General features: G+C 70.9%; 8 protein-coding genes. 3 read left to right on the plus strand and 5 right to left on the minus strand.

Annotated elements, in window-relative coordinates; genetic code table 11:
• Window position 1: 1 nt before the first annotated feature.
• Both H343_RS0127485 and H343_RS0127490 read right to left on the minus strand, forming a co-directional pair.
• Complete coding sequence (locus tag H343_RS0127485) at window positions 2-1,033, minus strand: carbohydrate ABC transporter permease (protein WP_028433744.1); 1,032 nt, start codon at window positions 1,031-1,033, stop codon at window positions 2-4.
• Between the two features lie 20 nt (window positions 1,034-1,053).
• Complete coding sequence (locus tag H343_RS0127490) at window positions 1,054-2,325, minus strand: extracellular solute-binding protein (protein WP_028433745.1); 1,272 nt, start codon at window positions 2,323-2,325, stop codon at window positions 1,054-1,056.
• Between the two features lie 202 nt (window positions 2,326-2,527).
• Between H343_RS0127490 and H343_RS0127495 the strand changes: the two genes are divergently transcribed.
• Together H343_RS0127495 and H343_RS33210 are read left to right on the plus strand one after the other, a co-directional pair.
• Window positions 2,528-3,586 (plus strand): LacI family DNA-binding transcriptional regulator, encoded by a 1,059-nt coding sequence (locus H343_RS0127495; RefSeq protein WP_028433746.1) that lies wholly within the window; start codon window positions 2,528-2,530, stop codon window positions 3,584-3,586.
• Window positions 3,587-3,622: 36 nt separating this feature from the next.
• On the plus strand, window positions 3,623-4,630 hold the full coding sequence (locus H343_RS33210; RefSeq protein WP_051266216.1) for a phosphatase PAP2 family protein: 1,008 nt from the start codon (window positions 3,623-3,625) through the stop codon (window positions 4,628-4,630).
• A 135-nt stretch (window positions 4,631-4,765) separates the two neighbouring features.
• On the opposite strand, the gene H343_RS0127505 is transcribed toward H343_RS33210, so the two are convergent.
• The 3 genes from H343_RS0127505 to H343_RS33215 all read right to left on the minus strand — a co-directional run bounded on the left by H343_RS0127505 (window position 4,766) and on the right by H343_RS33215 (window position 11,030).
• Window positions 4,766-7,771, minus strand: coding sequence for a bifunctional [glutamine synthetase] adenylyltransferase/[glutamine synthetase]-adenylyl-L-tyrosine phosphorylase (locus tag H343_RS0127505; protein WP_028433747.1), 3,006 nt, complete (start codon window positions 7,769-7,771; stop codon window positions 4,766-4,768).
• Window positions 7,772-7,895: 124 nt separating this feature from the next.
• A complete protein-coding gene (locus H343_RS0127510) occupies window positions 7,896-9,257 on the minus strand; it encodes a glutamine synthetase family protein (protein ID WP_028433748.1) in 1,362 nt (453 codons plus the stop codon).
• 663 nt (window positions 9,258-9,920) lie between these two features.
• Window positions 9,921-11,030 (minus strand): helix-turn-helix domain-containing protein, encoded by a 1,110-nt coding sequence (locus tag H343_RS33215; RefSeq protein WP_051266285.1) that lies wholly within the window; start codon window positions 11,028-11,030, stop codon window positions 9,921-9,923.
• Window positions 11,031-11,302: 272 nt separating this feature from the next.
• Between H343_RS33215 and H343_RS0127520 the strand changes: the two genes are divergently transcribed.
• Entirely contained in the window at window positions 11,303-13,072 is a 1,770-nt protein-coding gene (locus H343_RS0127520) for an NAD+ synthase (RefSeq protein WP_037905562.1), read from the plus strand.
• Window positions 13,073-13,110 lie beyond the last annotated feature (38 nt).

Raw genomic sequence — 13,110 nt, forward strand, 5'->3', positions numbered from 1 at the left:
GTCACCACACCTCTCCCTGGCGGCGCAGCGTCCGCCTGTAGACGATCGTGAAGAGCGAGAGCAGGAGCAGGATGAGTACGCCCCATGCGGCCGAAGTGGCGAAGTCCCGGGGGCTGTTGATGAAGGAGAGCCGGAAGGCGTAGGTCACCAGGATCTCCGTGGAGTCCTCCGGGCCTCCCCTGGTGAGCAGGTAGATCACCGGGAACATGTTGAACGTCCAGATGGTGCTGAGCAGGATCACCGTGCTGCTGACCGAACGCACGCCCGGCAGTGTGATGTTGCGGAACCGCTGCCAGGGGCCGGCGCCGTCCATCTCGGCTGCCTCGTACAGCTCCCCGGGGATGCCCTGCAGGGCACCCAGCATCGCGACGATCATGAAGGGGACGCCGAGCCAGACGTTGACGGCGATGACCGCGACCTTGGCCCAGGTGGGATCGCCGAGCCAGGGGACGGCGTCGATGCCGCCGCCGTCGAGCACCTTGTTGAGCAGGCCGTTCTTCTCGTTGTAGAGCATCTTCCAGGCGAAGACGGAGACGAACGCCGGGATGCCCCAGGGCACGATCATCGCGACGCGGTAGAAGGAGCGGCCCGCCACCGCGCGGTTGAGCATGACGGCCAGCGTCAGGCCGAGTGAGAAGGTCAGACCGACGCAGCCGACCGTCCATGCCACCGTCCAGCCGAGCCTGTCCCAGAAGACGCTGTCGCCGAGGATCGCGGCGTAGTTCTCGAGCCCGGTGAACTCGTAGGTGGCCGGTATGTGGTTGACGCCGATGGTCCGTTCGACGTTCGCCTCGTCGGCGTTCGTGAGTGAGAGATACATTCCGCGCACCAGCGGATAGCCGATGATGACGCCGATGACGAGAACGACCGGGGCCACCATGGCCCAGGCGTACCAGTGCCGGGACAGCGCCCTGCGCACCCGTCCGGTGCCGTCGGTCCTCTTCGCCCTTCCGGGCCCGGGGACGCGGGCGGCTTCACTCTCGCCGCCCGCGGTCCCGGACGCCGGGCGGCTGGTGGTGGTCTCCACAGCCATGCCCTCCGGCCCGTCCCCTCTTACTTGTAGTCCTTGAGCAGCTTGCGATATTCGTCGCCCACCTTGTCTGCGGCGTCCTCGGGGCTGCGGCTGCCGGTGAGTACGGCGTCCATCTGGCCCCGGACCGGCTCGAAGAGGGAATTGCCCTCGGCGATCCAGGGACGCTGGACGGCCTTGTCCACGGCGGGCTTGAAGAACTCGACCATGGTGTTCTCACGCACGGACGGCTTGTCGTAGACGGATTCGCGGGTCGGCAGCAGGCTCAGCTCCTCGGTGGTGCGCTGCTGCACCTCGGCGGAGCTCATGTACTTGGCGAACTCCTGCGCCGTGCGCAAGTTCTTGCTGCCCGCGTACACGGAGAGGTTCCAGCCGCCCTGCGGCGACCCGCTGCGCTTGCTGCCGGCCGGTACGGGCGCCACTCCGAGGTTGTCCTTGTCGTCCTTGAACTGCTTGCCCTCCAGGGCGCCCGCGATGTCCCAGGGACCGTCGATGATCATGGCGACGTCGCCGTTCTGGAAGGCCTTGAGGCCGTTCTCCTGGCCGTCGCTGCTGTCGGTGACGGCGGCCCCGGAGTCGACGAGGTCCTTCATGGTGGCGAACGCCTCGGCACCCGGCCCGTCGTCGACGGTGATCTTCTTGTCGGTGGCGTCGACGAGGTCGCCGCCCTCGCCGTAGAGGTAGGGCAGGAACCAGTACGGGTCGTCACCGCGCAGGTACAGCCCCGTCTTTCCGGTCTCGCTCTTGATCTCCTTGCCGGCCTTCTTCAGTTCGGCGAAGGACTCGGGCACCTCGACTCCCGCGTCCTCGAGCATCTTCTTGTTGTAGAAGAGGCCGAGGGTGTCGGTGACCTGCGGCACGGCGTACGTCTCGCCCTTGAAGCGGGTGCTGCCCGCCGCCGCCTTGAGGTAGTCGGAGGGCTTGTCGATCGCCGGGGTGCCGTCGAGCGGCGCGAGGTAGCCGAGGTTGGCGAAGTCGGCGACCCAGGCGACCTCGGTGCGCATCACGTCCGGGGCACCGGAGTTGCCGCCCGCGGCGTTCTTGAACTTCTGGTTCGCGTCGCCGAAGTTGACGTGCACGTACTTCACATCGACCTTCGGGTGCTTCTTCTCGAAGTCCTCGGCGATCTTCTTGTACGTGCCCTTCTCGGCGTCGTTCGAGGTGTCCCAGTAGGTGACGGTGCCGGCTATCTCGCCGTTCGCACCGTTGTCGCCGCTGTCGCTGTCCCCGCCGCACGCCGTCGCCGTCAGTGCCAGCACCGCAGCCGCCGCGGTGACTCCTGTGCCACGCCGCATGTCCATTCCTCCCACGAGTGCGCCCCCTCGGCCTCCGGCCTGGGGAGACCCCGGCGCCTTGGACGGCGCCCGGCTGCGGAGGAACGTAACAGCGGAACGAATATTGCGAAAGAGTTTGCGGCAAGTTGCAGCAAGGTGATTTGCGGATCTTGGGCCAGGGCACGGTGGGCAGCGGGGAGGACGGCCGGTACAGTCCACCCCTGTGACCGCACGGCTAGCTGACATCGCAGCGCAGGCGGGGGTCAGCGAAGCGACGGTCAGCCGCGTGCTCAACGGCAAGCTGGGCGTCGCCGCGGCCACCCGCGAATCCGTCCTCGCCGCTCTCGACGTGCTCGGATACGAGCGTCCCGTCAAGCTGCGCCGGCGCAGTGCCGGCCTGGTGGGCCTGATCATCCCCGAGCTGGAGAACCCGATCTTCCCCGCCTTCGCGCAGGTGATCGCCCAGGGCCTGACCCGGCAGGGATACACACCGGTGCTGGCCACGCAGACACCCGGCGGGTCGACGGAGGACGAGCTGACGGAGATGCTGGTCGACCGCGGCGTCGCCGGCATCATCTTCGTCTCGGGACTGCACGCCGACACCACGGCCGACATGCACCGCTACGAACGCCTGCGCGGGCAGGGCGTGCCCTTCGTGCTCGTGGGCGGCTTCGCCGCCAAGGTGCGCGCACCGTTCGTCTCCCCCGACGACCGCGCGGCGATGCGGCTGGCCGTCACACACCTGGCGTCCCTGGGCCACCGCCGCATCGGACTTGCTCTGGGACCGGAGCGTTTCGTGCCCGTACAGCGCAAGATCGAGGGCTTCGTGCGCACGGTGCACGACCAGCTCGGTCTCACGGCAGAGCAGGCGCGGGAGTTCGTGCAGCACTCCCTGTTCACCCTGGAGGGCGGACAGGCGGCGGCCACCGAGCTGTTGGAGCGCGACTGCACGGCCGTCGTGTGTGCCAGCGACATGATGGCGCTCGGCGCGATCCGCGCGGCCCGGCAGCGGGGGCTGGAAGTGCCCGGCGACATCTCGGTGATCGGCTTCGACGACTCACCGCTCATCGCGTTCACCGATCCGCCGCTCACCACGATCCGTCAGCCGGTCACAGCCATGGGGCAGGCGGCGGTACGCGCGCTGCTGGAGGAGATCGGCGGTACACCCGCACCGCACAGCGAGTTCGTCTTCCTCCCGGAGTTGGTCGTACGCGGTTCAACTGCGTCTTTCCCCTCGGCCGCAGGGAGGACGGAAACGGCCGGATCCCCGACCGCAGGATGATCGCCGCTCTGCCGCCTTCTGGCAGACTGTCCCCCCATGGGGGCACCGACGACGAGGACCACGGACGTACGCCGGACGGCCGGCGCGAGCCCGCAGGCGGGCGAGCACGGGGCCGGCCCGGGCGAAGTCGCTGACGAGGGCGGCAGAACGGCTGCGGCGAGGCGACCGCGGGCCGCGCGGCGGCCCACCATCTGGTTCGAGATCGTCCTCATCGCGGTCAGCTACGCGGTCTACTCCTTCATCCGCAACGCCGTACCCGAACAGCGCTCCCAGGCGCTCGACAACGCCGACTGGGTCTGGCGAGCGGAGCAGATCCTCGGCATCGCCGTGGAGGATTCGGTCAACCACGCGGCCAACGGCGTCACCTGGCTCATCCTGAGCATGAACTACTACTACGCCACGCTGCACTTCGTCGTGACCATCGGCGTCCTGGTGTGGCTCTACCGCCGCCACCCCGGCCGTTACGCCGCGACACGCCTGGTCATCTTCGCCACCACGGGGATCGCCCTCCTCGGCTACTACCTCTTCCCGCTGGCGCCGCCCCGCCTGATGCGCGGCGACAGCTTCATCGACACCGTCCAGGTCCACCAGACTTGGGGATCGATGGCGTCCGGCAACCTCGCGGACATGTCGAACCAGTACGCCGCCATGCCGTCCATGCACATCGGCTGGTCGGTGTGGTGCGGCATCACCGTCGCCGCGCTCGCCGGGCCGCTGTGGGTGCGTGCGCTGGGTGTGCTCTACCCGGCCCTCACCCTGGTCGTGATCGTGTGCACCGCCAACCACTTCTGGCTCGACGCGGTGGGCGGCGTGATCTGCCTGGGCTTCGGATTCGCCCTCTCCTACGGCTGGTACGGACGCCTGTCGTACCGGCTGCCGAGACGGGTCGGTACGGAGGGCGCCGCGTCCGCGGAGCGGGAACGGCCGGCGGAGCGGGAACGGCCGGCGGGCCGGGAACAGCCGGCGGACGAGCCCGGACAGCCCTCGAAGGCGTCCGCGCGGCCGCCCTCGCAGCCGGTCCGTCAGGGCCCGCCGGTCCGTTAGGCCCCGCCGGTCCCGTGGTCGTGGCCGGTCCCGTCCGGACCGTTCCCGGCCGCCGTGCGCGGCCCGGTGTTCGCCGCTCGTGTACGCCGCTCGCACTCGGCCCTCGCCCTCGGCCCTCGCCCTCGGCCCTCGCGGTCAGCCCTCGTAGAAGAGCCGCTCCACGACGCTGCGGGCCCGCCGCGTCACACGGCGGTAGTCGTCCAGCATCTCGCCGCTGCCCGCGGCTTCGGCCGTCCGCGGCCCGGGGCCTGCCGACTCGTAGCCGAGGTAGCGCCCGACGGCCCCCAACTCCCGTGCGTCCGAAGGGAAGGTGTCGCCCGCCCGTCCGCGTACCAGCATCACCGCGTTGCGCACCCGCGTCGCCAGCAGCCACGCCTCGTCCAGGATGCGGGCGTCCTCCTCGTCCAGCAGCCCGGCCTCACGGGCGGCCGCCAGGGCGGGACGGGTACGGGTCGTGCGCAGTCCCGGCTCCCTCGCCCCGTGCCGGAGCTGGAGAAGCTGCACCGTCCACTCCACGTCCGCGAGGCCGCCGCGGCCGAGCTTCGCGTGCGTGGTCGAGTCGGCGCCGCGCGGCATGCGCTCGGCCTCCATCCGTGCCTTCAGCCGCCGGATCTCCAGCAGCGCCTCGTCGCTGAGGCCGTCGGCCGGGTAGCGCAGAGGGTCGACGAGTTCGATGAAGCGGCGGCCCAGTTCCCCGTCGCCGGCGACGGGGTCGGCGCGCAGCAGCGCCTGGCTCTCCCAGGCCGAGGACCAGCGGCGGTAGTAGGAGGCGTAGGAGTCCAGGGAGCGCACCAGCGGCCCGGACTTGCCCTCGGGGCGCAGATCGGCGTCCACGAGCAGCGGCGGGTCGCTGGAGGGGAGCTGGAGCAGACGGCGCATCTCGGTGGCGACGGCCAGGGCGGCCTTGTTCGCCTCCTCCTCGCTCACGCCGTCACGGGCCTCGTGGACGAAGAGGACGTCGGCGTCCGAGCCGTAGCTCAGCTCGTGCCCGCCGAAGCGCCCCATGCCGATCACCGCGAACCTGGTGGGCAGTTCGTCGCCCCACTGGCCGCGCACGGCGGCGCGCAGCGCGCCCGCGACGGTGGCGGAGTTGATGTCGGTGAGGGCCGATCCGATACGGTCCACGGCCTCCGCGGGGTCCTCCGTGGGCAGCTCCTCGGTGCCGTACGCGCCGATGAGGTCGCCCGCGGCCGTACGGAACAGCTCCCGGCGCCGCACCCCGCGCGCCGCCGCGACCGCCGACCCGGCGTCCCCGGCGCGGCCGACGGCGGCAAGCACCTCCTGGGTCAGCGCCGAACGCGAGCGCGGCAGCAGCCCGCCCTCGTGGCCGAGCACCGCCACCGCTTCGGGCGCCCGCAGCAGCAGGTCGGGGGCGAGGCGGCCCGCGGACAGGACGCGGGCGAGGTTCTCCGCGGCGGCTCCCTCGTCCCGCAGCAGCCGCAGGTACCAGGGAGTGGTGCCGAGGGCGTCGGAGACCTTGCGGAAGCCGAGGAGCCCGGCGTCGGGGTCGGCCGAGTCGGCGAACCAGCCCAACAGCACCGGCAGCAGGGTGCGTTGGATGGCGGACTTTCTGCTGACCCCGCTGGCCAGCGCCTCCAGATGGCGCAGCGCCCCTGCCGGGTCGGCGTAGCCCAGTGCCTCCAGACGCTGCCGGGCGGCGCTCGGCGAGAGCCGGGCCTCGCCGACGTCCAGCTGCGCCACGGCGTCCAGCAGCGGCCGGTAGAAGAGTTTCTCGTGCAGGCGGCGTACGGCCGCGGCGTGCCGGCGCCACGACTTGTGGAGTTCGCTGACGGGCTCGCTGCGGTGGCCGAGCGAACGCCCCAGCCGGCGCTGGTCCGCCTCCGACTCGGGCATGAGGTGGGTGCGGCGCATGCGGTGCAGCTGGATGCGGTGCTCCATCGTGCGCAGGAAGCGGTAGGCCGCCTCCAGAGCGGCGGCGTCCTGCCTTCCGACGTAGCCGCCGACGGCGAGCGCCTCCAGCGCGGAGAGCGTGGAGGGGCTGCGCAGCGTCGTGTCGGAGCGTCCGTGCACCAACTGGAGGAGCTGGACGGCGAATTCGACGTCCCGCAGACCGCCGGGGCCCAGCTTCAGCTCCCGTTCGATGTGGGCCTTGGGGATGGCGTCGACGACGCGGCGGCGCATCTGCTGCACGTCGGGGACGAAGTTCTCACGCTCGGCGGCCTGCCACACCAGCGGAGCGACGGCCTCCTGGTACGCCTCGCCGAGCGCCGTGTCGCCGGCGACGGGCCGCGCCTTGAGAAGGGCCTGGAACTCCCAGGTCTTGGCCCACCGGTTGAGGTAGGCGAGGTGGGAGTAGAGGGTGCGCACCAGCGGGCCGTTGCGGCCCTCGGGGCGCAGGTTGGCGTCCACGGGCCAGATCGTGCCCTCGGCCGTGGTGTCGGAGCAGATGCGCATCATGCGCGCCGCGAGACGGCCCGCTGCCTGCAGCGCCGGGGACTCCTCCGCGGACTCGGCGGGCTCCGCGACGAAGATGACGTCCACGTCGGAGACGTAGTTCAGCTCGCGGCCGCCGCACTTGCCCATGCCGATCACGGCGAGCCGGCACGCCCTGGCGTCCTCGGGCGCCTCACTCCGGGCGAGGGCGAGGGCGGCGCGCAGCGTGGCGGTGGCCAGGTCGGCCAGCTCCGCGGCGCTCCGGGCCAGATCGCTCGTGCCGCACACGTCGCGTGCGGCGATGGCCAGCAGGCAGCGCCGGTAGCGGTGCCGCAGGTCGTCGGGGTCGGCGGCGACCCCGACGACGGCCTCGAACTCCTCGACGCCGGGATGCAGGTCGGCCGACTCGTAGCTGACGAGGTCGTGCCAGTCCTGGGGGTGCCCGGCGAGATGGTCGCCGAGCGCCTCCGAGACGCCGAGCACACCCAGCAGCCGGTCACGCAGCGGCTTGCTGGTCAGCAGCGTGTCCAGCAGCGGCTGCGGATCGGGCTGCGCCTCGACGAGCCGTACGAGCCCGATCAGCGCGAGGTCGGGGTCGGCGGTCGCGCCGAAGGCGTCCAGCAGCCCGGTGTCCGTGCGGACGGCGGCCAGCGGCGGGGAGGCCAGCAGCCGCTCCGCCGTGGCCGGCTCGGTGAATCCGCGCCGTACCAGCTGTCCGTACCGGCTGTCCCGCCGACCGCCCTGCACGCTGACTTTCCTCCGTCTCTCGCACTCCGCGTGGTCCGCTCGTCCGCCGCCCGGCGGCCACGGGGGGCCGTGTGCCCGGTGGCCGCGCCGGCGACCCGCGTTTCACACGCGTCTCACCGCGCGCTCACAGCACCGGCAGACTCTTGCGCAGTTCGAAGGCGGTGACCTCGCTGCGGTACTCCTCCCACTCCTGCTTCTTGTTGCGCAGGAAGAAGTCGTAGACGTGCTCGCCCAGCGTCTCGGCGACCAGTTCGCTGCGCTCCATCAGCGTGATGGCCTCGCCCAGGTTCTGCGGGAGCGGCTCGATGCCCATGGCGCGGCGTTCGGCGTCGGACAGGGCCCATACGTCGTCGTCGGCGCCCGGCGGGAGTTCGTACCCCTCGTCGATGCCCTTCAGGCCCGCGGCCAGCAAGGTCGCGTACGCGAGGTAGGGGTTGGCGCCCGAGTCCAGCGAACGTACCTCGATCCGGGTGGAGCCCATCTTGCCGGGCTTGTACATCGGCACGCGGATCAGCGCGCTGCGGTTGTTGTGGCCCCAGCAGATGTAGGAGGGGGACTCGCCGCCCTCGCCCGCGGTGCGGTTGGCGCCGCCCCAGATGCGCTTGTAGGAGTTGACCCACTGGTTGGTGACGGCGGAGATCTCGCCCGCGTGGGTGAGGAGCCCGGCGATGAAGGAGCGGCCGACCTTGGAGAGCTGGTACTCCGAGCCCGACTCGTAGAAGGCGTTGCGGTCGCCCTCGAACAGCGACAGGTGGGTGTGCATGCCGGAGCCCGGGTGCTCGGAGAACGGCTTGGGCATGAACGTCGCCTGTACGCCCTGCTCCAGCGCGACCTGCTTCATCACCAGCCGGAAGGTCATGATGTTGTCGGCCGTGGAGAGGGCGTCCGCGTAGCGCAGGTCGATCTCCTGCTGGCCGGGGGCGCCCTCGTGGTGGGAGAACTCCACCGAGATGCCCATCGACTCCAGCATCGTGATCGCCTGCCGGCGGAAGTCCATGCCGACGTGCTGCGGGGTGTGGTCGAAGTACCCGGAGGTGTCCGCCGGCATCGGCCGGGACCCGTCCACGGGGCGGTCCTTGAGCAGGAAGAACTCGATCTCGGGATGGGTGTAGAAGGTGAAGCCGAGGTCGGATGCCTTGGCGAGGCTGCGCTTGAGGACGTAGCGCGGGTCCGCGTAGGAGGGGGAACCGTCCGGCATGAGGATGTCGCAGAACATCCGTGCCGTGCCGGGCGCCTCGGCGCGCCAGGGCAGGATCTGGAAGGTGCCGGGGTCCGGTTTCGCGATCATGTCCGACTCGTAGACCCGGGCGAAGCCCTCGATCGCCGATCCGTCGAAGCCCATTCCCTCGTCGAAGGCCTGCTCGAGCTCGGCGGGGGCGACGGCGACGGACTTGAGGAAGCCGAGAACATCGGTGAACCACAGCCGGACGAACCGGATGTCGCGCTCCTCGAGCGTGCGGAGCACGAATTCCTGCTGCTTATCCATAGTCACCTATCCTCGCTGGTCAGGATGCGCGGTCGCACCCGGTGGAACACTCCCCGCCGGGCCTGTGCAGCCCGGACGGGAACCTCCAGGGAGCCTGGGTGGCCCCGGGGGACCCCAGGGCGGCTCCGAGCATCCCACCACACGGTTTCCGGAGCGTTGCCTGCGCACATCCGGGCTCGCCGCGCCGTTCCCAGTACACCACGGGAGAGGGCAGGTCCACGCAGGCGAACGGGCGGCTGTGCGCGCCGCGCTGCCCTGCGCCCCGGGCGGTCCCCTGCTCACCCGGACGCACCCCGGAGGCGCCCCCGGACGCACCCCCGTCCCACCGGCGGACCTGCCGGCCGGCCTGCCGCGTCGCGGGCATACGAGGGTGCGGCGGGCCACCGGAGAACACGGGGCGGCGCACGCCCGAGAAGACGGCGGGGGAAGAGAGCCGGCAGCTGCACGGGCGGGCTCCGCGCGGCTGCGGACGGACGAAAGCCGCGGCCCGGTAGTGGGGGATACCGGACCGCGGCTGTTGTTGCATGGCCGGGGCGGTCAGAGGGGCCCGGGCCGTGTGGTCTTCGTCGGTGAGCCGCCTTGTCGCGACGACCTCACGCACCGAAGTTCTCACACTGGCGAGTAACAGAACAAGGATTCCCCTCCGGTGGACGAAGCAACACCTCAGTGAGCATTCTTCGCACCTCGGACACCCTCCTCCGCCCCCGGACCGGCCGCGAGCTCACCCGCGGCTCCGGCGGCGATGCGCACACCCTCTTCCGGGGGCTGCGAGACCCAGCCGAGACTCGCGGCGCGCATGCCCAGCTGGAAGCGGGTGCCGGCGCCGAGGCGCTCCATCAGCCCGCTCAGCCGGCGCTGGAACGTGCGGTAGCTGACGCCGAGTTGGCGCGCCATCACCTGATCCGTCAGCCCGGTCGTCAGCAGGGCCAGCAGCCGCGCCTCGTCCGGGCTCGGGGCGTCACCGGCGCCGTGCGGACGGCCCGCCAGGTACGCGGAGAGCGGCAGGGCACGCGCCCAGAGCACCTCGAAGAACTCGCACAGCGCGTCCAGCAGCCCGGAGGGATGCACCACCACGCTGCTGGCCATCTCGTGCGGCGCGGAGCGCAGCGGTATCAGAGCGACCCGGTCGTCCGCGACCAGCAGCTTCGTCGGCGTATCGGCCATCACCCGCGCCTCCTCGCCCAGTTCGGCACAGGCCTCGATGTCCGTGTCGATGCGGTGGAAGGTCTCCAGGCCGTGGGTGTCGTAGATGACGCGGTAGCCGATGCCCCGCCGCATCGTCTTCGCCTGCACCGGCATCATCCCGGTCTTGGGGTCGAGGCGGTCCGGGTCGCTGTTGGCGTACGGGGGCCGGTCGATGCCGCGAATCTGGTGCCGCGCGCTGTGCTGGAGCTGGTCGACCTGCTGGATCACGGCGGCACGGCCGGTCACGATCTCCACCAGGTCGACGGGGTCGCGGGCGGTGGCGTTGGCGCGGAAGCGGGTGGCCAGCAGCTGGATGTGGCGGCGGGTGCGGTGGATGGCCTCCTCGCGGGCCAGCAGCAGCGACTCGAATGCGACCTCGGGGGCGACCGGCAGGAACCTCTCCTCGCCCCGCCTCTCTCCGGGATAGCGGCCCACCAGGCTCAGCTTCTCCAGCGCGACGAGGGTCTCCCGCACTCTGGCGGCGCTCAGCCCCAGCTCCGTACGGAGCTGGGAGACGGTGACCGCACCGTCCACGAGCGCCTCGTAGGTCTGCTGTTGGACGGGTTCGAGACCGAGGGCCTCCAGCATGCACATCCCCTTGAGCGATGGCGAGTTCACGTCACTGACCGATGCCCGCCAGGGGGGCATCGAATCCAGTACAGCAGGTATCGAAATGCTGCGGATACCCTCGCGTAGGGGTGGCTGGGTACTGGATACGGTTGTGATGGCGATGTGAACACCTCGTGACCGGTTCCCTCGCGCCCATTTCGGAGCCGCACGATCTGCTTTGACAGTTGCCGTCCGGACCTTCTCGGGCACCCGCTCCTCATCGCGTCAGAGAGACGATTACAGTGGGGAACGTGGCTCAACTACGTCTCGCTCTGAATCAGATCGACTCCACCGTGGGCGACCTGGAAGGCAACGCCGAGTCGGTCGTCCACTGGACCCGGCACTCGGTCGAACAGGGAGCCCACCTCGTGGCGTTCCCCGAGATGATGCTGACCGGCTATCCGGTGGAGGACCTGGCGCTGCGCGGCTCGTTCGTGAGCGCGAGCCGCGCGGCCGTGCGCGCTCTCGCGCGGCGGCTGGCGGACGAGGGCTTCGGCGAGGTCCCCGTCGTCGTGGGGTACCTCGACCGCGCCGAGGACGCACGCGCCGTACTGGGCAGCCCGGCGGGCGCGCCGCAGAACGCGGCAGCCGTCCTGCACGGCGGCGAGGTGGCGCTGACGTTCGCCAAGCACCATCTGCCCAACTACGGCGTCTTCGACGAGTTCCGCTACTTCGTCCCCGGCCAGACCCTCCCCGTCATCCGGGTGCACGGGATCGACGTCGCCCTCGCCATCTGCGAGGACCTGTGGCAGGAGGGCGGCCGGGTCCCCGCCGCCCGTGCCGCCGGCGCCGGGCTGCTGCTGTCGGTGAACGCCTCCCCCTACGAGCGCGACAAGGACGACACCCGCCTGGAACTGGTCCGCAAGCGCGCCCAGGAAGCCGGCTGCACCACGGCCTACCTCGCGATGATCGGCGGCCAGGACGAGCTGGTCTTCGACGGCGACTCGATCATCGTCGACCGTGACGGCGAAGTGCTCGCGCGCGCACCGCAGTTCGAACAGGGCTGCGTCGTGGTCGATCTGGACCTGCCCGCCGCTCCGGCGGCCCCGCCCTCCGGAGCCGTCGACGACGGACTGCGGGTGGAGCACGTCGTGCTCTCCGCCGACCCGCTGCCCGCCTACGAGCCGGAGGTCACCGGCAGCGAGGCGCCGCGCATGGAGGACGACGAGGAGATCTACACCGCTCTCGTGGTCGGCCTGCGCGCGTACGCGGCCAAGAACGGCTTCCGCTCGGTGCTGATCGGACTCTCCGGCGGCATCGACTCCGCCCTCGTCGCCGCCATCGCCTGCGACGCGCTCGGCCCCGAGAACGTGCACGGCGTCTCGATGCCCTCCCGCTACTCCTCCCAGCACTCCGAGGACGACGCCGCCGAACTGGCCCACCGCACCGGGCTCAACTACCGCACGGTGCCCATCCATCCGATGTTCGACGCCGTCATGGGCTCGGTCGGCCTCACCGGGGTGGCCGAGGAGAACCTCCAGTCACGGCTGCGCGGGGTGACGCTGATGGGGCTGTCCAACCAGGAGGGCCACATCGTGCTCGCGCCGGGCAACAAGTCCGAGCTGGCATGCGGCTATTCGACGCTCTACGGCGACTCCGTCGGGGCGTACGGGCCGATCAAGGACGTCTACAAGACGAACGTCTTCCGGCTGGCGAGATGGCGCAACCGCGACGCGGCCGAACGCGGCGGGACTCCGCCCGTCCCGGAGAACAGCATCGCCAAGCCGCCCAGCGCCGAACTGCGCCCGGGCCAGGTCGACACGGACTCCCTCCCCGACTACGACGTGCTGGACCGCATCCTCAAGCTGTACGTGGACGGCGACGTGGGCCGCGAGGACATCATCGCCCGCGGCTTCGACGCGGAGGTCGTCACGCGGGTGCTGCGGATGACGGACGCGGCGGAGTACAAGCGCCGCCAGTACCCGCCGGGTACGAAGATCTCCGCCAAGGGCTTCGGCAAGGACCGCCGTCTGCCGATCACGAACCACTGGCGTGAGACGGGTGCCACCGGCGCCGTGTGAACGCGCGGGCGGTACGGGCCCGTTGCCCCGCAGCTGAA

Source organism: Streptomyces sp. TAA204 (assembly GCF_000424965.1).

Excerpts from the sequence above, each read along its gene's own strand:
- H343_RS0127485 (WP_028433744.1), bottom strand. The coding sequence starts at position 1,033 with ATGGCTGTGGAGACCACCACCAGCCGCCCGGCGTCCGGGACCGCGGGC.
- H343_RS33215 (WP_051266285.1), bottom strand. The coding sequence starts at position 11,030 with ATGCTGGAGGCCCTCGGTCTCGAACCCGTCCAACAGCAGACCTACGAG.
- H343_RS33210 (WP_051266216.1), top strand. The coding sequence starts at position 3,623 with ATGGGGGCACCGACGACGAGGACCACGGACGTACGCCGGACGGCCGGC.
- H343_RS0127510 (WP_028433748.1), bottom strand. The coding sequence starts at position 9,257 with ATGGATAAGCAGCAGGAATTCGTGCTCCGCACGCTCGAGGAGCGCGAC.
- H343_RS0127490 (WP_028433745.1), bottom strand. The coding sequence starts at position 2,325 with ATGCGGCGTGGCACAGGAGTCACCGCGGCGGCTGCGGTGCTGGCACTG.